At 64.3% G+C, this 22,428-nt stretch carries 22 protein-coding genes; 10 read left to right on the top strand and 12 right to left on the bottom strand.

Features of this window, described 5'->3' with window-relative positions:
* Window positions 1-47: 47 nt before the first annotated feature.
* The 8 genes from tpx to V6657_RS14100 all read right to left on the bottom strand — a co-directional run bounded on the left by tpx (window position 48) and on the right by V6657_RS14100 (window position 7,231).
* Window positions 48-548 carry a thiol peroxidase gene (gene tpx, locus V6657_RS14135; RefSeq protein ID WP_048933094.1) on the bottom strand — a complete coding sequence of 167 codons (501 nt, stop codon included), beginning with the start codon at window positions 546-548 and terminating at the stop codon, window positions 48-50.
* 155 nt (window positions 549-703) lie between these two features.
* Window positions 704-2,203 carry a DUF3426 domain-containing protein gene (locus V6657_RS14130; RefSeq protein ID WP_082170146.1) on the bottom strand — a complete coding sequence of 500 codons (1,500 nt, stop codon included), beginning with the start codon at window positions 2,201-2,203 and terminating at the stop codon, window positions 704-706.
* A gap of 108 nt (window positions 2,204-2,311) precedes the next feature.
* Window positions 2,312-3,208 carry a 50S ribosomal protein L11 methyltransferase gene (gene prmA, locus V6657_RS14125; protein ID WP_048933092.1) on the bottom strand — a complete coding sequence of 299 codons (897 nt, stop codon included), beginning with the start codon at window positions 3,206-3,208 and terminating at the stop codon, window positions 2,312-2,314.
* On the bottom strand, window positions 3,205-4,572 hold the full coding sequence (gene accC, locus V6657_RS14120) for an acetyl-CoA carboxylase biotin carboxylase subunit (RefSeq protein ID WP_048933091.1): 1,368 nt from the start codon (window positions 4,570-4,572) through the stop codon (window positions 3,205-3,207). Before accC ends, prmA begins: the two co-directional genes overlap by 4 nt.
* 139 nt (window positions 4,573-4,711) lie before the next feature.
* Window positions 4,712-5,179, bottom strand: a complete 468-nt coding sequence (accB, locus tag V6657_RS14115; RefSeq protein WP_048933090.1) for an acetyl-CoA carboxylase biotin carboxyl carrier protein — start codon at window positions 5,177-5,179, stop codon at window positions 4,712-4,714.
* 135 nt (window positions 5,180-5,314) lie between these two features.
* Window positions 5,315-5,782, bottom strand: coding sequence for a type II 3-dehydroquinate dehydratase (gene aroQ / locus V6657_RS14110; RefSeq protein WP_048933089.1), 468 nt, complete (start codon window positions 5,780-5,782; stop codon window positions 5,315-5,317).
* Window positions 5,783-5,964: 182 nt separating this feature from the next.
* Window positions 5,965-6,489: a TlpA disulfide reductase family protein gene (locus tag V6657_RS14105; RefSeq protein ID WP_048933088.1), complete on the bottom strand. Its 525-nt coding sequence runs from the start codon at window positions 6,487-6,489 to the stop codon at window positions 5,965-5,967.
* Between the two features lie 64 nt (window positions 6,490-6,553).
* Window positions 6,554-7,231, bottom strand: coding sequence for a UDP-N-acetylmuramate--alanine ligase (locus V6657_RS14100; protein ID WP_171017952.1), 678 nt, complete (start codon window positions 7,229-7,231; stop codon window positions 6,554-6,556).
* 82 nt (window positions 7,232-7,313) lie between these two features.
* Between V6657_RS14100 and mpl the strand changes: the two genes are divergently transcribed.
* From mpl to mtgA, 7 genes are all read left to right on the top strand, one after another.
* Entirely contained in the window at window positions 7,314-8,699 is a 1,386-nt protein-coding gene (mpl, locus tag V6657_RS14095) for a UDP-N-acetylmuramate:L-alanyl-gamma-D-glutamyl-meso-diaminopimelate ligase (RefSeq protein WP_048933087.1), read from the top strand.
* A 7-nt stretch (window positions 8,700-8,706) separates the two neighbouring features.
* Window positions 8,707-9,339 (top strand): YqiA/YcfP family alpha/beta fold hydrolase, encoded by a 633-nt coding sequence (locus V6657_RS14090; RefSeq protein WP_048933171.1) that lies wholly within the window; start codon window positions 8,707-8,709, stop codon window positions 9,337-9,339.
* Window positions 9,336-9,914, top strand: a complete 579-nt coding sequence (locus V6657_RS14085) for a chorismate lyase (protein WP_048933086.1) — start codon at window positions 9,336-9,338, stop codon at window positions 9,912-9,914. Before V6657_RS14090 ends, V6657_RS14085 begins: the two co-directional genes overlap by 4 nt.
* A gap of 167 nt (window positions 9,915-10,081) precedes the next feature.
* Window positions 10,082-12,187, top strand: coding sequence for an RNB domain-containing ribonuclease (locus V6657_RS14080; RefSeq protein ID WP_048933085.1), 2,106 nt, complete (start codon window positions 10,082-10,084; stop codon window positions 12,185-12,187).
* A gap of 62 nt (window positions 12,188-12,249) precedes the next feature.
* Window positions 12,250-13,164 (top strand): energy transducer TonB, encoded by a 915-nt coding sequence (locus V6657_RS14075; RefSeq protein WP_048933084.1) that lies wholly within the window; start codon window positions 12,250-12,252, stop codon window positions 13,162-13,164.
* Window positions 13,165-13,175: 11 nt separating this feature from the next.
* The gene (gene aroE, locus V6657_RS14070; RefSeq protein ID WP_048933083.1) at window positions 13,176-14,093 is read left to right on the top strand and encodes a shikimate dehydrogenase; all 918 of its coding nucleotides are present in this window, start codon (window positions 13,176-13,178) and stop codon (window positions 14,091-14,093) included.
* Window positions 14,094-14,115: 22 nt separating this feature from the next.
* On the top strand, window positions 14,116-14,820 hold the full coding sequence (gene mtgA, locus V6657_RS14065) for a monofunctional biosynthetic peptidoglycan transglycosylase (RefSeq protein ID WP_048933082.1): 705 nt from the start codon (window positions 14,116-14,118) through the stop codon (window positions 14,818-14,820).
* Between the two features lie 15 nt (window positions 14,821-14,835).
* Here the strand turns inward: mtgA and corA are convergent, their stop codons facing one another.
* Window positions 14,836-15,798 carry a magnesium/cobalt transporter CorA gene (gene corA, locus V6657_RS14060; protein WP_048933081.1) on the bottom strand — a complete coding sequence of 321 codons (963 nt, stop codon included), beginning with the start codon at window positions 15,796-15,798 and terminating at the stop codon, window positions 14,836-14,838.
* A gap of 212 nt (window positions 15,799-16,010) precedes the next feature.
* On the opposite strand from corA, the gene pyrF reads away from it, so the two are divergent.
* Window positions 16,011-16,826 (top strand): orotidine-5'-phosphate decarboxylase, encoded by an 816-nt coding sequence (pyrF, locus tag V6657_RS14055; RefSeq protein WP_048933080.1) that lies wholly within the window; start codon window positions 16,011-16,013, stop codon window positions 16,824-16,826.
* A gap of 52 nt (window positions 16,827-16,878) precedes the next feature.
* Window positions 16,879-17,082 carry a metal transporter gene (locus V6657_RS14050; RefSeq protein ID WP_082170145.1) on the top strand — a complete coding sequence of 68 codons (204 nt, stop codon included), beginning with the start codon at window positions 16,879-16,881 and terminating at the stop codon, window positions 17,080-17,082.
* Between the two features lie 277 nt (window positions 17,083-17,359).
* Here the strand turns inward: V6657_RS14050 and V6657_RS14045 are convergent, their stop codons facing one another.
* The 3 genes from V6657_RS14045 to thiL are packed head-to-tail and all read right to left on the bottom strand — an operon-like array spanning window position 17,360 to window position 19,475.
* Entirely contained in the window at window positions 17,360-17,860 is a 501-nt protein-coding gene (locus tag V6657_RS14045) for a CinA family protein (RefSeq protein ID WP_048933078.1), read from the bottom strand.
* A gap of 32 nt (window positions 17,861-17,892) precedes the next feature.
* Window positions 17,893-18,471: a phosphatidylglycerophosphatase A gene (locus V6657_RS14040; RefSeq protein WP_048933077.1), complete on the bottom strand. Its 579-nt coding sequence runs from the start codon at window positions 18,469-18,471 to the stop codon at window positions 17,893-17,895.
* A complete protein-coding gene (gene thiL / locus V6657_RS14035) occupies window positions 18,468-19,475 on the bottom strand; it encodes a thiamine-phosphate kinase (protein WP_048933076.1) in 1,008 nt (335 codons plus the stop codon). The genes V6657_RS14040 and thiL overlap by 4 nt, the downstream gene beginning before the upstream one ends.
* 240 nt (window positions 19,476-19,715) lie before the next feature.
* Here thiL and V6657_RS14030 point away from each other — a divergent pair, with 240 nt between their 5' ends.
* A complete protein-coding gene (locus tag V6657_RS14030; RefSeq protein ID WP_048933075.1) occupies window positions 19,716-22,061 on the top strand; it encodes an NADP-dependent malic enzyme in 2,346 nt (781 codons plus the stop codon).
* Window positions 22,062-22,428 lie beyond the last annotated feature (367 nt).

Genomic DNA, 22,428 nt, shown 5'->3' with positions numbered 1-22,428 from the left:
TGATAAATGCGAGACCGGAGGCCGGTCTCACGGCAATACGAGTGAGCTTACTTCAGCGCGGCCAGGGCGGCGTCGTAGTTCGGCTCTTCCTTGATCTCGGGCACGAGCTGCGAGTACAGGACGTTGTCGTTGGCATCGAGCACGACCACGGCGCGGGCGGTCACACCGGCCAGCGGGCCCGACGTGATGTCGACGCCGTAGGCTTGCTTGAAGCCCTTGTCACGGAAGGTCGACAGCGGCACGACGTTCTCGATGCCTTCAGTCGCGCAGAAGCGGCCGGCCGCGAACGGCAGGTCAGCCGAGATCGAGAACACCACCGTGTTGTCCAGCTTGGCAGCGGCTTCGTTGAACTTGCGCGTGGAGGTGGCGCACACCGGGGTGTCCAGGCTCGGCACGATGTTCAGGACTTTGCGCTTGCCGGCAAAGTCAGCCAGCGACACGTCCTTCAGGTCTTTGCCAACCAGCGTGAATGCCGGGGCCTTCGCGCCAGCCGACGGGAATTGGCCGCCGACTTCGATCGGGTTGCCGCCAAGGGTCACGTTTGCCATGGTGTTACTCCTTCCTTTGATGCGTGTTGGGGGTCAGAGCCGCTAACAAAACCCGCCTGGCGTCGTTGCGCCTCCTTGCCGTACTCCAGTACTGTCTGCGTCGGCACGCCTAGCCAGGTGGGTCTTGTTAGCGGCTCTAGGCCAGGGGTGAAAATTCAGGGGTAAAAAATCAGGACCCGGTAGTTGGCCGTCGGGCGCTGGGACTGGAATCGTACCCGAATCGGCAGTTCGGCGCGGGCGGGCAGACCTGACGTGCCGTATGCACTGTCGGTCGGGTTCAGGTAGTCGTTGGGCAGCAGCGCGCGTCGCGAGAGCAGCTGGTCCTGTAGATCGGTCGTCACCAGCTCGATGGCCGGCAAGGCGACCGGGTTGCCCGCACGGTTGCGAAGCGTAGCGGTCAGCACGTACTGGTCGGACGCATCACCTTCCTGGCGCTGCAGTTGCGACGATTCGATCTGCAGTGCGTCGAGGTCGCGCGGCGGGGCGATCTTGCAATGCAGCGGCTGGCACAGCACTTCCCACAACGGGCGTGTGGACGGCACGCGGCGGGCGATTTCCGAACGGCCAAGGAAGAGCACCTGTGCCGCGGCCAACACGATCAGGAATCCGAGCGCAATACGCGCCATCGCACGGCGCCCGGTCGACTTGCGCACCTGCTCACGCGCCTGCGCGGCACGCAGGAAATCGAGTGTGGCGGCCGAGACACCGTGGTTCGGCCCGCGCGCCTTGCGCGGACGTGGTGCGCCGGTCAGCGTACGCTGCGGCGTCGGGCCGTCGTGTTCATCATGCGCGCGGCGCGCGTGCTGGTTCCGGCGCGGCACCGGCGCAAACATCGTGTGCGGATCGGTCTCGTGACGCATCCAGACCGAATCGTGCTTGTCCTGGTTCTCTGCGGCGGCGGGTGCTGGTGCGGGTGCGGGCGTTTCGGGCTTCGTTACCGCAGGCGCGGGTACGCGTGTGACGGCCGGCGCGGGCGGCAAATCTGCCGACGGTTGCTTGGGCAGGGCCGCCGCGAACGCATCTTCGTCGTCCTCGAATTCACGGATCGGCGGTAGGCCGTGGAACGGATCTGCCGGTGCTGCGGGCGGTTCCGGCTCGGCGGGAGCAGCGGTAGGTACGTCGGCAGCGGGTTCAATGGCTGCCGGTGCGGGTTCCTCTGCGGCTTCTGCTTCTGCTTCGGCCGGAGCTTCATCCGCCAGCGGACGCGTATCGGGAGCGGTGGGATGCGCGTCGGGAATTGGCGTCGCACCTTCGACTTCGCCCAGATGCACTTCGGCGACGCCGTCTTCGGCAACGTCTTCTTCCCAGATCAGCGTCATGCCGAAGCCGTGGTCGTCTTCGGCCGTGGGCGTTGCCGGAGAAGCTTCGGCTGGTGCCTCAGTCGGCGGAGTGGAAGGCTCTGCGGGTACGGGTGCAGGCGTGGTTCCGACGGCCGGTACACGTGGATCCGCTTGCTGCGGTGCTGGGGTGGCGGGTGTTGCTGTCGGCGGCGTGGGCGTAGCGCCCAGCTCGATCAGATGCGCGCGTCCGTCAAAGACGTGATTGCAGCGCCCGCAACGGACGAGTCCGCCCCGTAGCCGAAGCTGGTCGGCGACGACGCGGAATGCGGTTTGGCAATTGGGACAGCGGGCGGCGAGACGTGGCGCGGATGCCATGCAGAACAAGGAGAAAAAAGCCGACCGCGCGAGTATTGCAGACAGTGACGCCAGCGTCGACCTTTGCAGGTGACGCCGGCGCCGAATGTTGCGAACAACGCCGTGAAATTACGCGGGTTTCACACCGTGCAGGCAGACCCAGCCGTCACGTGCGCGCCACACCGTGAGCGGAATGGCGGAAGCGTACGCCGCGGCAACTTCCTCCGCCTGGCGCTCCAGCACGCCCGACAGAATCAGCCGGCCGCCCGGGCGCACGCGTGCGCACAGCATGGCCGCCATCAGCTTGAGCGGGTTCGACAGAATGTTGGCGACGACCAGATCGAACGTACCTTCCGGCGCATCGTCGGGCAGGGCGAACGTGGCTTCGACGTGGTTGCGCTCAGCGTTGTAGCGCGACGCTTCCACGGCGTTCGGGTCGATGTCGACGCCGACGGTTTCACCGGCACCGAGCTTCTTGGCGACGATGGCCAGAATGCCCGAGCCGCAGCCGTAATCGAGCGTGCGCTCGCCGGGCTGGACGTGCTGCTCCAGCCATTCCATGCACAGGCGCGTTGTCGGGTGGCTGCCGGTGCCGAAGGCGAGGCCCGGGTCCAGTTCCAGCACCACGGCGTCGGGCTCCGGTGCGTCATGCCACGAGGGCACGACCCAGATGTGCTCGCCGATGTGGATCGGCTCGAACTGCGATTGCGTGACGCGCACCCAGTCCTGCTCTTCGACCTCGCGCACGGTGTACGCAGGGATAGGCGAGAGCTTGATCTCGTTGGCTGCGGCTGCCACCAGCAGTGCCGGATCGGCGTCGTCGGCCAGCAGCGCGACCACGCGCGAGCGGTTCCACGCCAGGCGGGTCGGCTCGTGACCGGGCTCGCCGAAGAGCGGTTGTTCTTCCGGCGTGTCGGCATCGGCGTCTTCCACCGACACCGACAGGGCGCCCAGGTCGAACAGCGCCTCGGACAACGCTTCCGCGTCGTCACGAGACACCTCAAGTACGCATTCGCGGTACGTCACTTGCCGCCACCCTTGGCCACTTCCTGTTGCGCCAGACGGTGCTCCAGGTAGTGGATGTCGGTGCCGCCTTCAACGAAGTTGGCGTCGAGCATCAGGTCGCGGTGCAGCGGCACGTTGGTCGAGATGCCTTCCACCACCATTTCCGACAGGGCGATGCGCATGCGGGCAATCGCCTGCTCGCGCGTGGCGCCGTACGTGATGACCTTGCCGATCATCGAGTCGTAGTTGGGCGGCACGAAGTAGCCGTTGTAGGCGTGCGAATCGACGCGAACGCCCGGGCCACCCGGCACGTGCCACGACGTGATGCGGCCCGGCGACGGCGTGAACTTGAACGGATCTTCCGCGTTGATGCGGCACTCGATGGCGTGGCCCTTGAGCGTGATGTCCTTCTGGCGGAAGCGCAGCTTCTCGCCGGCGGCCACGCGGATCTGCTCCTGCACGATGTCGACGCCGGTGATCATTTCCGTGACCGGGTGCTCAACCTGCACGCGCGTGTTCATTTCGATGAAGTAGAACTCGCCGTTCTCGTACAGGAACTCGAACGTGCCGGCGCCACGGTAGCCGATCTTCTTGCAGGCGTCGGCGCAGCGGTCACCAATGCGTTCGATCAGGCGGCGCGCGATGTGCGGTGCCGGCGCTTCCTCAATGACCTTCTGGTGGCGGCGCTGCATCGAGCAATCGCGCTCGCCCAGCCAGATCGCATTGCGGTGCTGGTCGGCCAGGACCTGGATCTCCACGTGGCGCGGATGCTCCAGGAACTTCTCCATGTACACCTCGGGGTTGCCGAAGGCACGGCCCGCTTCTTCACGTGTCATGTTGACGGCGTTGATCAGCGCGGCCTCGGTGTGCACCACGCGCATGCCGCGGCCACCGCCGCCACCGGCGGCCTTGATGATGACCGGATAGCCGACCTTCTTGGCCGTTGCCAGGATTTCCTTCGGGTCTTCGGGCAGGGCGCCTTCCGAGCCCGGCACGCACGGCACGCCGGACTTGATCATGGCCTGCTTGGCCGACACCTTGTCGCCCATCAGGCGGATCGACTCGGGCGTCGGGCCGATGAAGGTGAAGCCGGATTGCTCCACGCGCTCGGCAAAGTCGGCGTTTTCCGACAGGAAGCCGTAGCCGGGGTGGATCGCCTGGGCGTCGGTCACTTCAGCCGCCGAAATGATCGCCGGCATGTTCAGGTACGACAGCGGCGACGGTGCCGGGCCGATACACACGGCTTCGTCGGCCAGCTTGACGTATTTGGCTTCCTTGTCCGCCTCGGAATAGACCACCACGGTCTTGATGCCGAGTTCGCGGCAGGCGCGCTGGATGCGAAGCGCGATCTCGCCGCGGTTCGCAATCAGGATCTTGTCGAACATCGTGTTCTCGCTACAAAAAGGGGAGGCGAGGGCGCTGTGGCTAGGCCGTTTTCAACGGACCTGTGCACTCGGTTGCGTCAACTCGCGCTCGGATGCGGCAGGGGAGCCCGCCGCACGATGAGGGTCAGATGCCGGAAGATCAGCCGATCACGAACAGCGGTTGGCCGTATTCCACAGCCTGGCCGTTGTCGATCAGGATTTCCTTGATCACGCCAGCCTTGTCCGCTTCGATCTCGTTGAGCAGCTTCATCGCTTCGATGATGCAGATGGTCTGGCCTTCCTTGACGGTGTCGCCCACCTTGACGAACTCGGCGGCGCCCGGCGACGGCGAACGGTAGAACGTACCGACCATCGGCGACGTCACGATATGGCCGGCCGGCAGGGCCGGGGCAGTGGCTTCAGCGCTGACCGCAGCCGGAGCGGCAGCGGCGGGCACGCCCACAGCGGGTGCAGCCTGCATCGGCATCGGCGCGTATTGCATCGGGGCCACCACTTGCGGCGCCGACTTGACGATGCGGACCTTGCCTTCGCCTTCGGTCACTTCGAGTTCCGAAATGCCCGATTCGGCCACCAGGTCGATCAGCGTTTTCAGCTTGCGCAAATCCATGAACGTTCTCCTGCAGCGTCGGCGGTCTGGGGCAAAGAAGGGTCGCACGCGAATGGCTCTTCAGCGTACGTGCTCCAGGCGCTGGCGTCGTTGCGTTGGTTAAGTGGTTGAAATGAAGGGGAAGAAGACGGCTGATCAGCCGCCGTGTTGATCGATTGCGTAGTCGAGCGCGGCGACGTAGCCGCGCCAGCCCAGCCCACAGATCACGCCCACCGCTTGGTCCGCCAGGTACGAATGATGGCGGAACGGCTCGCGGCGATGCACGTTGGACAGATGGACTTCGATGTACGGAATCACCACTCCGGCCAGCGCGTCGCGCAGGGCCACGCTGGTATGCGTGTAGGCCGCCGGGTTGATGATGATGAATTCGACGCCTTCGCTCTTGGCCGCGTGGATACGATCGACCAGCGCGCCTTCGTGGTTCGACTGGAAATGCGCCAGCGTGACGCCGCGCGCCTTGGCACGTTCGGCCAGGGCGGCGTTGATGTCGGCCAGCGTGGTTGCGCCATAGACTTCCGGTTCGCGCGTCCCCAGCAGATTGAGGTTCGGGCCGTGCAGTACGAGCACGTTACGAAGCGCTTTTGCGGTCGGTTTTTCAGCCACGATTTGACTGGTTGAGCGAAGTTGGGCGCAATTTACAGCAACTTAGAATGCTTTGTCTAGTTTTTGCTGAAAAGAGTTCGAGAAACTGGTGTTTTCACCGATCTTGCCAACTGCACAACCAACTTTGCGTAGAAAGAAGGGTAGTTGCGCGCACATGACCGTCGTATGACGATTTTGCATATTCACGTGCGTTGCAGTGCCTGACGCAGTTCGTCAGCGTGCACGCGGCCCATCTTTCGGAATGTGATGTCGCCTTGTGCGTTAAGAATCACAGTAAATGGCAGGCCGCCCATCTCATTGCCAAACTGCCGGCCCAGTTCCGTGCCGCCGAAACCGGCCACCGCAATCGGATAAGTGACAGGCACTTTACCCAGGAAAGCCTGGATATTGGCCGCCGTATCGATACCGATGCCGACAAACTTTGCGCGGGCCTTCTGCTCCTGGGCGAGCGCGGACAGCTCCGGCATCTCTTCCACACAGGGGCCGCACCACGGCGCCCAGAAATTGATCACCACCTGCTGCCCCCGGAATGCCGCCAGATCGATCGGCGTGCCATTGGCGTCCGGCAGCTTGCTGCTGTAGAACGTGGCGACGACATTGTCGGCCGGCGTCTTGGGTTCGGTGGCCTTGTGTCCGGTGTAGATGCCCAGGGCTGCGGCAATCGCGCCGGCAATCAACAGGGCAATCAGAGCGGTACGGCGGGACATGGTTCGGGCGGTCTCTCTATATAGACAGAGGCGAAGCGTGCCGGATTGTACTCCTCTTGACGGATTACCCCTTCGATAGGAGGGCGCGCACGGCTGCGGCATCGCCGCGTGCAGCCTTGCCGCTGGCGTCGGTGCGCCGGGCGCCGCGCACATCGTTCATGTCATAGAGGGCAATGTGCACACCGACTGGCGTACCGGTTTCGGTGCGCAGTTCCTGAGCGAGTTCGCGGGCTTCGCGGCTCGCGGGCCACTGGCCACGCCACAGGAAGCTGAGCGTTTCCACTTCGTCGCGGCCAGCGAAGTGAGCGCTCTCTGTTGTGTCGAAGTCCACGCCGGCGTTGAGCAGGAAGATCGCCACGTCCTTCGGGCTATCGCAGAAGACCTGCAGGTGGATGTCGGAGTGCTCGCTGGCGGTGCCATTGAAGACCGCGCCGGCCAGGTACGGGTTGTGCACCTGCAATCCCTCCATCAGCACCAGCGCGATGCGACGCAGCAGCGCCAGCACGCGCGGCTGGGAATCCGCCTGGAACAGCGCTTGGTATTCGCGGACTTCGGTTTCGACCTGTTCGTTGTCGGGCAGCCATTCGCCAGCAGCGCGCGATTCCGTGCCGAGCACCTGGCGCGCGGCCTTGCGCTTGGCTGTAGCGTAATCGGCACCGTCCTCCGCAATCATGCGGGCGGCAACGGCGGCAATTTCTTCCCGAACTCGGGTCGGATCGAGGAGGGGGCGTTTGGATGACATGATTTCTATTTTACTGAACCGCGCGCGTCTGCCCGTGAGCATGCCCGGTACAATGCCGCGCAACGTAGTTGAGATGGCTCCCATGCATATCCACATCCTTGGAATCTGCGGCACCTTCATGGGCGGCATTGCCCTGATCGCCCGCCAGGCCGGTCACCGTGTTACCGGCTGCGACGCCAACGTCTATCCGCCGATGAGCACCCAGCTCGAAGCCCAGGGCATCGAGCTGATTGAAGGCTTCGACCCCGAACAGCTGTCGATCGGGGCGGATTTGTACGTGATCGGCAACGTGATCTCGCGCGGCAACCCGCTGATGGAAGCCATCCTGGATCGCAACCTGCCGTACGTTTCCGGCCCGCAATGGCTTGGCGATAACGTGCTGCGGCAGAAGTGGGTGCTCGCCGTGGCCGGCACGCACGGCAAGACGACCACCACCTCGATGCTCGCCTGGATCCTGCAAGACGCCGGCTACAACCCGGGTTTCCTGGTGGGCGGTGTGCCGCGCAACTTCGGGTTGTCGGCGCGGCTGACCGAATCTGACTTCTTCGTCATCGAGGCCGATGAGTACGACACGGCCTTCTTCGACAAGCGCAGCAAGTTTGTCCACTATCGCCCCCGCACGGCCATTCTGAACAACCTGGAGTTCGATCACGCTGACATCTTCCCGGATCTCGCTGCAATCGAAACGCAATTCCATCACCTCGTTCGCACTGTGCCTGGCCAGGGGCGTTTACTTGTCAACGGCCGCGAAGACAGCATGAAGCGCGTGCTTGCGCGTGGATGCTGGTCAGAAGTCGAGTATTTCGGCGCAGAAGAGGGTGATGGCTGGAAGATCGCCAATTTAGGCGCCGACGACAGCTTCGACGTGCTTTTCAATGGCCAGACCCAGGGCCGGGTGCACTGGGCTCTGCAGGGCGACCACAATCGCATGAACGCGCTGGCCGCCATTGCCGCCGCGCGCCACGTGGGCGTGCCGGCGCCTCAAGCCATTGAAAGCCTGGCCCGTTTCGAAAATGTGAAACGTCGTATGGAAGTGCGCGGCACCGTTGACGGCGTGACCGTCTACGACGATTTCGCCCATCACCCGACCGCCATCCGCACGACCATCGACGGCCTGCGCCGTCGCGTCGGTAGCGCGCGCATCCTGGCGGTGCTGGAACCGCGCTCGAACACCATGAAGCTGGGTGTGATGAAGCAGGCGCTTCCCGATAGCCTGACCGGCGCCGACCAGGTATTCGCTTACGGTGCTGCCAGCGGCAAAGATGCCATCGGCTGGGACCTGGCCGGTGCGCTGGCGCCGCTGGGCGAGCGTGCGAGGGCCTTCTCCGACCTGACCACGCTGGTTGAAGCCGTGACCGCTGCAGCCCGCCCGGGGGACCACGTATTGGTGATGAGCAACGGCGGCTTCGGCGGCGTGCACCAGAAGCTGTTGGATGCGCTGGCAGAGCGCGTCGGCGCCGCCAACTGATCCAGATATGCCGGCTTCCATTGTCTATCTGCACGGATTCCGCTCGTCGCCGCGCTCGTTCAAGGCGCAAATGCTGGGCAAGCGGATGGCTTCGGTCGGACGGGCGGACCAGTATGTCTGCCCGATGCTGCCCGTCTCGCCGCGCGAGGCGATGGCAGAAGTTGAGGCGTTGATCGCTGACTTGAGTACGCGCGACGGTGCCAAACCGGTGTTGATCGGCTCGTCGCTGGGCGGCTATTACGCCACCTGGCTGGCTGAGCGCCACGGCTTGCGTGCCGCGATGCTGAATCCGGCCACACGCCCGGAACGGGATCTGGCCAAGTACGTGGGTGAACAGCCGCTCTGGCATGGCGGCGGCACGATCCGCGTCGAGCCGCATCACCTGGATGAGTTGCGCGCGCTGGCCGTGCCTGCCATTACGCAGCCCGAGCGGTACTACCTTCTGGCCTCGACCGGTGATGAGGTGCTCGACTACCGCGAGATGCTCGCCCACTTCCCGGGCGCCGCCACCCGCGTGATCGACGGCAGCGACCACGGCATCAGCGATTTCGCGCAATACATGGACGAAGTGCTCACCTTCTGCGGCGTTCCTGCCGACTTGTTGGCCGCGCCCCCATTTGACGACGACGCGTCCGCATGACCGAATCCCCGTCGTACCCGCGCAGCCTGTGGCGTAGCGCGTTGCCGCCGGCCGTCGTGTACGACCGCCATTGGGCGCTCTGGGCCGTTGGCGCAAATTCACTGACGGCGCGCCTGCGTGCGGCATCGTCCACGTTTCGGGTGCAACTCCTTGGCCAGAAACGGGCGATGCCGTTGCGTGACGAATGGCGCTGCCTTGGCATGGCACGCCCCGCGGAGACGCTGGCGCGCGAGGTTTTGCTGATCTGCGACGACATCCCCGTTGTCTACGCGCACACCATCGTGCATCCGCGCAGCGTGGCGCTGGACTGGCCATTCCTGAAGGCACTGGGCACGCAGCCGCTCGGGCATTCGCTGTTTGCGGACCCGCGTGTCGCCCGGGGCGATTTTGAGTTCGCGCTGCTCGACACGCATCACCCGCTGGTACGCCGCGCGCACCACGCGTTGAGTGATGCACCCATCACTGGCGTCGAGCGCCTGCCGGCGCGGCGTTCCGTGTTCCGGCGCGGGGCGAGCGCGATGCTGGTGACGGAGGTGTTCTTGCCGGCACTGGCCGGGTTCAAGCCGCCAAGGTAGGCGCGAAGTTGGCGTATTTTCGGCGGTTCGGACGTCGTCCCAGTGCGGTATCATCGCCCCCAACTTTTTGTCGCCGTGCACCGGGTTTCTGACGTTCGGGCGCACGGTCAGTCCATCTCATTCAAAGCGGCGTTCGCTTATGCGAGTGCGGCAATCCAGACATATCCATGCAGTTGCTGTTTGAAGAAGGCGGCGAGATCCGCGCAGGCACCGTTTTGTCCCAACAGGGCGAGGCCTACCAGGTCGAGCTGCCCAGCGCCAAGCGCACCAAGGTCAAGTCGCGCGATGTGTTGCTGCAGTTTGCCCAGCCGTCGGCCGGTGAACTGTCGAAGGCCGCGCACGCGCTGTCGACGGACATCGATCTGGATTTCCTCTGGGAATGCGCACCGGCTGACGAGTTCGGCTTTACCGACTTGGCCGGCGAGTACTTCGGCGCGGGCGCAGATGCCACGCAGCAGGCCGCGCTTGCGATTGCACTGCACGGTTCGCCCATCTACTTCCGCCGCAAAGGCCGTGGCCGCTACCAGCGCGCGCCCGAAGACCAGCTAAAGGCCGCTCTTGCCGCCGTGGAGCGCAAGAAGCAGCAGGCCGCCCTGCAGGCCGAGTACGAAGCCGAGCTGAAGGCGATGTGCCTGCCCGAGTCCTTCCGTGGCAAGACGCTGCAACTGCTGTTCAAGCCGGATAAGAACAGCCTTGAGTTCAAGGCGCTCGACGCGGCGTGCACGGCGCTGGGTCTTTCGCCGATGCGACTCATGGTTGCTGTGGGCGGCATCGCCAACGCACGGGCGCTGCACGAGGCGCGTTTCCTGTCGGAGTGCTTCCCGAAGGGCACCAGCTTCCCGGACGTGATCGTGCCGGAGCCCACGCTTGAATTGCCGAACGCTGACGTGCGCGCCTTCTCGATCGACGACGTGACCACCACGGAAATCGACGACGCCATCTCCGTCACCCCGATTGACGATGCCACCGTGCGCATCGGCATCCACATCGCGGCGCCGGGTTTTGGCATCCAGCGCGGCGATGCGCTGGACGCGATTGCGCGTCAGCGTCTGTCGACCGTGTACTTCCCGGGCGACAAGATCACGATGCTGCCGGAATCGGTGGTCGATCGTTACACGTTGCAGGAAGGACGCGCGTGTCCGGCGCTGTCGCTGTATGCAACGGTCGACCGCGCCACGTGGACGGTCACCGCCAGCGAGACGCGCTGCGAATCCGTGACGGTGGCCGCCAACCTGCGCCACAACCTGCTCGACGACGTGATTACCGCCGAAGCGCTGGCCGATGGTTCGGGCGACTACCCGTTCAAGGCTGAGTTGGCCGTGCTGTGGCCGTTTGCATGCGCGCTATACGACGGCCGTCAACAGGCGCGTATTGCCAGTGGCCTAAAGCCGGAAGGCGCGCAGAAGGGCGACTACTCGTTCTATATCGACCCGATTCCCGAGGCCGAAGGCGGCGGCGAGCGCGTGCGCATTGAACAGCGCAAGCGCGGCTCGCCGCTGGACAAGATCGTCGCCGAGATGATGATCCTGGCCAACAGCACCTGGGGCCGCATGCTGGCCGACGCCGGCGTGCCCGGCATCTACCGCACGCAGAAGGCGTGGGGCATGCACCGCACGCGCATGCAGACGTATCCGGCGCCGCACGAAGGGCTGGGCGTGGCGCAGTATGCGTGGAGCACCTCGCCGCTGCGCCGCTATGTCGATCTGGTCAACCAATGGCAGATTGCGGCGGTGGCGCAGCACGGCGTGACCGCCAAGCTGATCGCCCCATTCAAGCCGAAAGACGCCGACCTGCTGGCCGCCGTGGCCGACTTTGAAGGCACCTACGCTGCCTATGCCGACCACCAGTCGACCATGGAGCGCTACTGGTGCCTGCGCTGGCTCAAGCAGGAAAACCGCACGCGCATGCAGGCCGTGGTGCTCAAGGAAGGCGCGGTGCGCTTTGCCGACATTCCGCTGGTGACGAAGGTGCCGGAGCTGGCACAGACCGCGCGTGGTACGCATGTGGTGCTCGACATTCTCGACACCGACGAGATCAGCCTGGAAGTATCGTGCCGCGTGGTGGAAGTGCTTGCCCCGGCTGCCGATGCGGAGGCCGAAGCCGCGGCAATCGAAGAGGAACTGGCCGAAGCGGAAGCCGCGGCTGCCGAGGTGGATGCGCCGGCTGAACCACAACCGGCCGCTGATGAGGAAGAGGCCCGTGCGGAAGCTGATCCCGCTGTGGCGTCGCCGCCGCAGGACGGTGAGAGCGGTGGAACGCCTGCCGCTGCCTAACTACAATCGCAGTCTGACTGTCTTCTCGCGCTTCTCTTCCTCCGCCCCAGGAATCGACCCTCATGGCCGCCCTCGCATACCGTCCGGATTGGTCCGGCAGCAGCACGCTCACCAAGGCATTGGTGGTGTCGCTTGCCGTGCACGTCCTGCTGCTGTTCGTGCGCGTGGTGGCGCCCGAGGCCTTCGACATCAAGCGCGATGATCCGGGGCTGGACGTGGTGCTGGTCAACGCCAAGTCATCCACCGCGCCGGCCAAGGCAACGGCGGTGGCGCAGGTCAATCTGAACGGTGGCGGCGAGTTCGATCAGCAGCGCGCCACCACGCCGCTACCTGCCGATACCAACGAGCAGACCGGCGATGCCATCAAGCTCACGCAGCGCCGTGTCGAATTCCTGGAGCAGGAACAGCGCCGCCTGCTGACGCAGGCGAAAGACCGCGCGCCGATGGTGAACGATCGTCAGGTCAAACCGGGTGAGCGCCCGGTACCGTCGCCCACCAACGGCACGGATGACCGCACCACGCAGGACGAAATCGCCCGCCTGCAGGCCGAGATCGATCGCAACCTCGAGAACTACGCCAAGCGCCCACGCCGCAACGTGCTGACCGCCGCCAGCGCACGCCAAGTGGATTACGCCCGCTACTACGATGCCGTGCGCCGCAAGATCGAAGTGCGCGGCACGGCCAACTTCCCGAGCCAGAATGGCCGCCCGCTATATGGTGAGCTGATCCTCGTGATCAGCATCAACCGCGAGGGCCAGCTCGGCTACAACCAGGACGGCTACAAGATCGAAGGCATCGAGATCGCCAAGAGCTCGGGCAACCCGGCGCTGGATCGCCAGGCGGTGGCCATCGTGCGGTCGTCCGCGCCGTTTGGCGGCTTCCCGGCGGAGATGCGCAAGCGCGTCGACATCCAGGATGTGGTCGCCACCTTCAAGTTCACCCGCGCGGGCCTGGAAACTCACCTGCAGACCCGCTGAGGTCGTTGTTTATGCCGTCGTCGTTTCAAGAGGCCATCCTCGCAGCCGTCAATGCGCCGCCCACAGACCGCTATGGCGTGATCGGCAATCCGATTTCGCACAGCAAGTCGCCCACCATCCACGCCGCGTTTGCGCAGCAGACCGGTGAACTCATCCGCTACGACCGCATCTATGCCGAGCTGATCGCGTTTGAAGAAACCGTGCTGACCTTCGTGCGAGAAGGCGGCAAGGGGCTCAACGTGACGGTGCCATTCAAGCTCGATGCGTATTCGATGTGCACGTCGTTGTCGCTGCGGGCCGAATCGGCCGGTGCGGTCAACACGCTCACGTTCGACGGCGACGAGGTCTTCGGTGACAACACCGATGGCGTTGGCCTGATGCGCGACATCACGCACAACATCGGTAATTCGCTCGAAGGCGAGCGTGTGCTGCTGCTGGGCGCGGGCGGCGCGGCGCGTGGCGTGCTGCTGCCGCTGCTGGAACACAAGCCGTCGCGTGTGTTCATCGCCAACCGCACGGCGGATCGCGCCAACATGCTGGTCGATCGTTTTGAAATCTCGGCCAAGCTGCATGACGCGGAACTGGTAGGGGGTGGCTATGACGAGCTTGCCGTCGACGACGTGTTCGACGTCATCATCAACGCCACGGCCAGCAGTCTGCAGGGCGGGGTGCCGCCGATTCCGGGCACCGTGTTTGGCCCGAACGCGCTGGCCTACGACATGATGTACGCCGCACAGCCAACGCTGTTCATGCAGTTTGCCAAGCGCTACGACGCCCGCACCTGGGACGGCCTGGGCATGCTGGTCGAGCAGGCGGCGGAGTCGTTCTTCGTCTGGCGCGGTGTGCGCCCGGACACCGCGCCCGTGTTGCTCGGTATGCGTGAAGCGCTGCAGGGCGAGGCCGTCGTGGCCGCCCGCGCGCGTCGTTGAACGCCCGCCCAGGATACGCACGATGATGCGCTGGCTCGGCTACGTGATCGGTTGCTTTGTGGCAGGCGTGGTCGCACTCAATCTCTATTTTTTTGCTGCGATTGCGAGCTGGCAGACGCTTGATCCGTCTTCCACTGCCTTCATGCGTGCGGAGCGCATGCGCCTGTGCGGTGCCAATGTCTTCACCTGCAAGGTCGATCATCGTTGGGTCGACTACGACCAGATCTCGCGCAACCTCAAGCGTGCCGTTATCGCCAGCGAAGACGCCGATTTCGTCTCGCACAGCGGCTGGGAAGTCGACGCCATGCTCGACGCGTGGGAGAAGAACAAGCGGCGCGGTCACGTGGTCGCCGGCGGTTCGACCATCACGCAGCAGCTTGCCAAGAATCTGTTTCTCTCCGGTGAGCGTCACTACCTGCGCAAGGGCGAAGAACTGGCCATCACCTGGATGCTCGAGTTCTGGCTCGACAAGGAGCGCATCCTGGAAATCTACCTGAACTCGGTGGAGTGGGGCGAAGGCGTGTTCGGCGCAGAAGCCGCTGCGCAGCACTACTTCAAGCGCCCGGCCTCACAACTGACGGTGGGTCAGGCAGCGCGTCTGGCCGCGGCATTGCCTGCGCCCAAGTGCTTCGACAAGAAGAGCTACTGCGCCAACGTGCACGTGAACTTCACGCGCAAGGCCACCATCATCGCCAACCGGATGGGCTCGGCAACGCTGCCGGATTGAGTGTGACTGGCCGGCTTACTTGAGCCAGCCCTTGCGCCGGAAGTACACCAGCGGAATCGCCGCCGACACGATCATCATCACGATCGCATACGGATACCCTTCGGCCCAGTCCAACTCCGGCATCACCTTGAAGTTCATGCCGTAGATCGAGGCGATCAGCGTGGGCGGCATCAGCGCCACCGACACCACCGAGAACAGTTTGATGATCTTGTTCTGGTTGATGTTGATGAAGCCGACCGTGGCATCCATCAAGAAGTTGACCTTGTCCGACAGGAACGCCGTGTGGTTCTCGATCGAGTCGATGTCGCGCAGCACCTGGCGCGCTTCGTCCTGCTGATCGGTTGAGAGCAACTGGCTGCGCAACAGGAACGACACCGCGCGGCGCGTATCCATCACGTTGCGGCGGATGCGGCCGTTCAGGTCTTCCACGCGAGCGATGATCTCCAGCACATCGGCGGCGGCAGCGTCCGTCACCTCGTCGGCCAGCACACGTTTGCTGGCGTCCTCCAGGCGTTCATACACTTCTTCGATGGAGTCCGCCGAGTATTCCGCGTCGGTGGCGTACAGGTCCATCAGCACGTCCTTCGCGTTGCGTACCGAACCCGGGCGCAACCGCGCACGCATGCGCACGAGGCGGAAGGCGGGCAGATCTTCGTCGTGAATGGAGAAGAGCACATCCTTGGTCATCACGAAGGCCACGCGCACGTTGCGCGAGGTGGTTTCTTCGTCGAGCAGGAAATCGGTACGGATGTGGATATGGCCGTCTTCGCCCTCAAAGTAACGCGCCGACGCTTCCAGGTCCCCTAATTGCTCCAGTTCGGGCAGGACCACGCCATAGGCTTCCTTGATCCAGGCCAGCTCTTCGTCGTCCGGGTCGATCACATCGATCCAGATCGGCTTGTGCTGCAGCAATTCGCTGCGTTCTTCGACCTGTTCTTGCGCGAGACGGCCTTTTTGCACGACGAACAGGTTGATCATGGAGGTTCCTTGAAGCGGGTATTGAGCGGGCGAGGCGAAAAATCGCGCCGAGTGTAGCGTAAAGATGCAGCGGGTTCAGCCACAAACAGTGGCTTGGCGCGCACGCGTCGGATCAATGCCACGCCCGGAAGATCGGGCCGCCGGATCGCCCGACGGGTAAAATGCGGTGAAGTCATGCGGCAGTCCGGCCGCGCCCTCACATTCCCGACATCATGCGATTTACCGAACAACTGGCTGCCGCCTGGCAGCGCAACAACTCCCTGCTGTGCGTCGGGCTCGACCCCGATCCGGCACGCCTGCCGGCGTCGCTCACCGGCACGGGCGGGGCGATCTTCTCGTTCTGTCGCGCCATTGTCGATGCCACGGCGGATCTGGTTTGCGCGTTCAAGCCGCAGATCGCCTATTTCGCCTCGCAGCGCGCCGAAGACCAGCTCGAGCAGCTCATCAACTACATCCACGAGGCGTATCCGGGCATTCCGGTCATCCTCGACGCCAAGCGCGGTGATATCGGCTCTACCGCCGAGCACTACGCCAAGGAGGCCTTCGAGCGCTATCAGGCCGACGCCATCACCGTCAGCCCGTACATGGGCTTCGATTCGATGCAGCCGTACCTCGCGCACGCCGACAAGGGCGTGATCGTGCTGTGCCGCACTTCCAATGCCGGCGGCAGCGACGTGCAGTTCCTGGAAACCGGCAGCCGCCCCGTCTACCAAGTCGTGGCTGAGCGCGCGCGCAATGTCTGGAACACAAGCGGCCAGATGGGCCTGGTAGTGGGCGCGACTTTCCCGCAAGAGATTGCCAAGGTGCGCGAGATCGTCGGTGACATGCCGCTGCTGATTCCGGGCATTGGCGCCCAGGGCGGTGACGTTGAGGCCACCGTGCGTGCGGGGCGCACTGCAGATGGCACCGGCATGATGATCAACTCGTCGCGCGCCATTTTGTACGCCAGCAGCGACAGCGATTTCGCCGATGCTGCCCGCAAGGTTGCAGAGGCAACGCGCGCCCGGATCAACCAGTACCGCAACTGACCTGCCTCACGACACGGTGGCGGTCCGGTTGCCCGGTTTAGGCGAGGACACCATGACCACGCATTCCCAGCACCCCGTCACCGGCCTGCGCCGCGAGGAAGAGGGCAAGGACCCGGACCGCAAGTTTGAGAAGGAACGTGACGACGGCCACGAACACGATCGTGACCGCCGTCGTGAACATGACCATGAGCACCAGCCGGAGCACGAGCACGAAGAGCGCCACCGGCCGGATCACCCGAGCGAAGCCCGGGTGTAGGGCCTGTCAACCAATCAAACGTACGCGCGTTGATCCGAGCCGGGGCCAGCTACGCGAAGGGTGTCGCCGCAAAGGGCTATTCCCTTTGCAAGGCGCCCGACAAAGTAGATGGCCCCGGATCGGACCAACCCGAAGGGCAAGGGGAAATTGGGCCACACGGCGTCGTTGCGGCCGGCTTGCTTAGCCGGCTAAGCGGCACCGCCCGCGCCTAGCCCTGTGCCCCAATTTCCCCTTGCGCGCGCACGTTTGATTGGATGACAGGCCCTAGGTCCAGGGCTTAGGACTCCGCCGAGTCCAGAAAGTCGAGCAGGCCCCGCAACGCGTGCTCGGCGGCCTGCAGGCGTACCTGCTTGCGGTCGCCCTTGAGGTGGCGCGTTTCCACACGTGTCTCCAGGCGGTTGCTCCAGCCAAAGCAGACCATGCCAACGGGCTTATCGGGTGTGCCGCCGGTTGGGCCAGCCACACCAGTAATCGCTACGGCCACCTGTGCGCGACTGTTGAGTACCGCACCTTCCGCCATCGCGTGCGCCACCGGCTCGCTCACCGCACCGTGTTCGCGGATCAGCGCGGCCGGCACGCCCAACATCTGCGATTTCGCCTCGTTCGAATACGTCACGAAGCCGCGCTCGAACCACGCGGACGAACCCGACACATCGGTAATGGCGGCGGACACCAGCCCGCCCGTGCACGATTCGGCGGTCGCCACCATCAAGCTGCGCTTGTTCAGCGTATCGGCAACCAGTTCGGCCAGTTGGGCCAGGGCGCGGGATTCAGCCATCGCAACACCTTCGGGACTTCAAGACTTCGGGTTCAGAACGAGCGCCACAGCGCAAACACGAGCAGCGTGTAGAACGCCGCGAGAATGTCGTCGACCATCACGCCGTAGCCGCCGCGCACGCCAAAGCCTTTGAGCGTGCGGTCGTAGTAGCGGATGGGCGCGGGTTTGACCATATCGAAGAAGCGGAACAGCAGGAACGCCCCGAACTGCCCGCCCAACGTGGTCGGTGTGACGAACGCCAGCACCAGCCAGAAGGCGACCATCTCATCCCACACCATCGCACCGTGGTCAGCCACGCCCAGGTCACGCGCCGTGCGGGCGCATGCCCAGATGCCGATCACGAAACCGAGGGCGGCGATCAGCAGCCAGGTCGGTCCGGCAATCCAGCGGGCCAGGACAACGTAGATCAGCCACGCGTACAGCGTCCCCATCGTGCCCGGCAGGATGGGCGACAGACCCGAGCCGAACCCCAGCGCCAGGATGCGCGCCGGATGGCCGAACATGAAGCGTGCGGTCGGGCGGCGGACTTGAGCGGTCTGCCCGGCTTCGAGCGTCACGGCCTCAGGTTGGCCCGGCGGGTTGGAGGGCGGAAAGGGGGCAGAAGACATCATGATGCGGATGAGAAATGATCGAAGCTGCCGTGCGTAAAGGTGACCGGCGCACCCTGTGCATCAACAAGTCGTAGGCCGGATTCGGCATCGATGCGGCCGATGCGTGTAACGGCAACCCCCGCGCGCTGGCCAGCTGCGAGCACGGCGTCGCACGCCTCGGCGGGCGCGGTAAAGCAGAGTTCGTAGTCATCGCCCCCGGCCAGTGTGCATTGCAACTGGCGTGCGGCCGGTTGCGCTGCGAGCGTGGCGGAGCGCGGCACGCGATCGACCTCGATGGTTGCACCAACGCGCGATTGCGTCAGGATATGGCCCAGATCACCGAGCAAACCGTCGGACACGTCGAGCGCCGCACGCGCGATGCCGCGCAATGCCAACCCGAGTGCGATGCGTGGTGTCGGCATGTCCATGCGCGGCTGCACTTGGGCGAGAGCCTCGGGTGTGAGCGGCCATTCGGCACGCAATGCCCCCAGCGCGAGTCGCGCATCGCCAACGGTGCCGGACACCCACAGGTCGTCGCCCGCGCGGGCAGCGTCACGGCGTAACGCCGCAGCGGCAGGTACATCGCCGAAAACGGTCAAACTGAGCGTGAGTGGTCCGCGTGTGGTGTCACCGCCGATCAGCTCGCAATGAAAGGCGTCGGCCAGCGCCAGCAGGCCTTCGGAAAACGGCTTGAGCCAGGCGGCATTGGCTTCCGGCAACGCCAGGGCTAGCGTAAACGCGCGCGGCTCGGCGCCCATGGCAGCCAGATCGGATAGGTTGACAGCCAACGCTTTGTGTCCGAGTGCTTTTGGCTCCGCATCGGCAAAGAAGTGACGACCGGCGACCAACATGTCGGTGGAAATCGCCAACTCATGGCCGGGCCGGGTGCCGAGCAGGGCGCAGTCGTCGCCGACGCCTAAGATTGCTTGCCGGGCTGGTCGCGTGAAATAACGTCGGATCAGTCCGAATTCGGACAGTTCGGCGGCGTGATCAGCGGAGTTGGCGGAAGCGGCGGGCTTGGACACGGCAGCGGCAATGGTAGAAAGAGGGCAAGCCCGATGGTGCCGTGATAGGACGGTGAAATATTGTAGCGGTTGCGCACAGCACTCCCACCCAAAATCCCGTTGTGAGATCGCTTTTCACTATATAAAATGACGGGCCCAAGGAGGCGGACCGCAGTACCGTGACCCTCATGTGGTTTCTCGGTGGCCCGCTAGATGCGACGGCCGGCGCGCGCGCTGGCCACCCATGACGAGAGACACCCCATGACCACGGTGGATACCCAGCCTCAGCAGCCCGCCCGCACGGATGAAGAACTCAAGGCGCAGCAACGCGCCGCCTTGCGCAAGGCCGCGCTGGAGTATCACGAGTTTCCGACCCCGGGCAAGATTTCCGTTACGCCGACCAAGCCGCTGTCGAACCAACGCGATCTGGCCCTGGCGTACTCCCCTGGTGTGGCCGCGGCGTGCGAAGAGATCGTCGAAGACGTCGCCAACTCGTTCCGCTACACCGCCCGCGGCAACCTCGTCGGCGTGGTGACCAACGGCACCGCCGTGCTCGGCCTGGGCGACATCGGCCCGGAAGCCTCGAAGCCCGTCATGGAAGGCAAGGCCGGCCTGTTCAAGAAGTTTGCCGGTATCGATGTGTTTGACATCGAGATCAACGAAAAAGACCCGCAGAAGCTGGTCGATATCATCGCCTCGCTGGAGCCGACCTTCGGCGGCATCAACCTGGAAGACATCAAGGCACCGGAGTGCTTCTTCGTCGAGCGCGAACTGCGCAAGCGCATGAAGATCCCCGTCTTCCACGATGATCAGCACGGCACCGCCATCGTGGTGGGCGCGGGCATCACCAACGCGCTCAAGGTGGTCGGCAAGGACATCAAGAAGGTCAAGCTGGTGGCATCGGGCGCGGGCGCTGCGGCGCTGGCCTGCCTGGACCTGCTGGTCGACCTGGGCCTGCCGCGCGAGAACATCTGGGTGACGGACTTGGCCGGCGTCGTGTACGAAGGCCGTACCGAGCTGATGGACCCGGACAAGGCGCACTTCGCACAGAAGACCGACCTGCGCACGCTGGCCGAAGTCATCGATGGCGCTGATATCTTCCTGGGGCTGTCCGCGGCGGGCGTGCTCAAGCAGGACATGGTCAAGAAGATGGCCGACAAGCCGATCATCTTCGCGCTGGCCAACCCGAACCCGGAAATCCTGCCGGAGCTGGCCAAGGAAGTGCGCCCGGACGTCATCATGGGCACCGGCCGCACCGATTACCCCAACCAGGTCAACAACGTCCTGTGCTTCCCGTTCATCTTCCGCGGCGCGCTGGACGTGGGCGCGACCACCATCACGCGTGAGATGGAAGTCGCCGCCGTGCACGCCGTGGCGGAACTGGCTCGCCAGGAGCAGAGCGACATCGTCGCCTCGGCCTACGGCATCCAGGACCTCTCGTTCGGCCCCGAATACCTGATCCCGAAGCCCTTCGACCCACGCCTGATCGTCAAGATCGCGCCGGCCGTAGCGCAGGCCGCCATGGATTCCGGCGTAGCGAAGCGCCCGATCGAAGACATGGACGCGTACCGCCAGCACCTGCAGCAGTTCGTCTACCACTCGGGCACGCTGATGAAGCCGATCTTCTCGGCTGCTCGCAAGGTGCCGATGGAGAACAAGCGCATCATCTTTGCCGAGGGCGAAGAAGAGCGCGTGCTGCGTGCCGTGCAGATCGTTGTGGATGAAAAGCTCGCCAGCCCGATCCTGATCGGCCGCCCGGCGGTGATTGCCCATCGCATCGAACGCTTCGGCCTGCGCCTGCGTGAGGGCGTGGACTTTACCGTGGTGAACCCCGAGCACGACGAGCGCTTCCGCGACTATTGGGAGACGTACTACAAGCTGATGGCGCGCAAGGGCGTGACGCCGCAGTACGCGAAGCTGGAAGTGCGCCGTCGTTCGACGCTGATCGGCGCCGTTATGATCCACAAGGGCGAAGCCGACGGCATGATTTGCGGCACGGTCAGCACCACCGCAGCGCACCTGCGCTACATCGATCAGGTCATCGGGGGCACGAACTGCGTGTACGCCGCCATGAACGGTCTGGTCCTGCCGGGCCGTCAGATCTTCTTGACGGATACGCACGTCAACGTCGATCCGACTGCCGAACAATTGGCTGAGATCACCATCATGGCCGCTGAAGAGCTGTGCCGTTTTGGTATCAAGCCGAAGGTTGCGCTGATGTCGCACTCGAACTTCGGTTCGTCGGAGGCGCCTTCCGCCGTCAAGATGCGTGAAACGCTCGCCATCCTTCGCGAACGCGCTCCGAACTTGGAAGTGGATGGCGAGATGCACGGCGACGCCGCGCTCGACGAGAAGCTGCGCGATTCGCTGGTGCCGGACTCGACGCTCAAGGGTGAGGCCAACCTGTTGGTCATGCCCAACATCGACGCCGCCAACATCGCGTACAACCTGCTGAAGGCCGCTGCCGGCAACAACATCGCCATCGGCCCGATCCTGCTGGGCGCCAAGAAGCCGGTGCACATCCTGACGCCGTCTGCCACGGTGCGACGCATCCTCAACATGACGGCGCTGACCGTTGTGGATGCGGCGGCACAAGCGCAGCGCTGATCGACACTGCACCAAAAAGGGAGCGCACGATGCTGCGCTCCCTTTTTTGGTTTGCTAAGTGTGCGTGCGCTTACATTTATTCTATCTCAGTCGTGGCTTCATAAACCCCTTCGAGTCTGTGTCGCCGGTTGATTGTTGTCATCGATGAGCGTACCCTTACGGGCTGAAGGGGTGCTTCTGAGCACATGAGGTCCGTACCGGGACAGACGGGGTTTAAGGAAGCGATTTTCCATGCACACGTCTGACCAAGTCGCCTCGTTTGGTGCGCGCAATTTGCTGGCGGAAGGATTCCCCAAGTCTTCGGCAGTCGCCCGACTTGTCATGTTCCCGCAAGCTTTTACGCATTGAGCCGCTTCGCTTTTCAGCT

It is taken from the genome of Ralstonia sp. RRA, from assembly GCF_037023145.1.
Lineage (GTDB): Bacteria > Pseudomonadota > Gammaproteobacteria > Burkholderiales > Burkholderiaceae > Ralstonia.
This window is presented reverse-complemented; position numbering and strand designations above follow the sequence as displayed.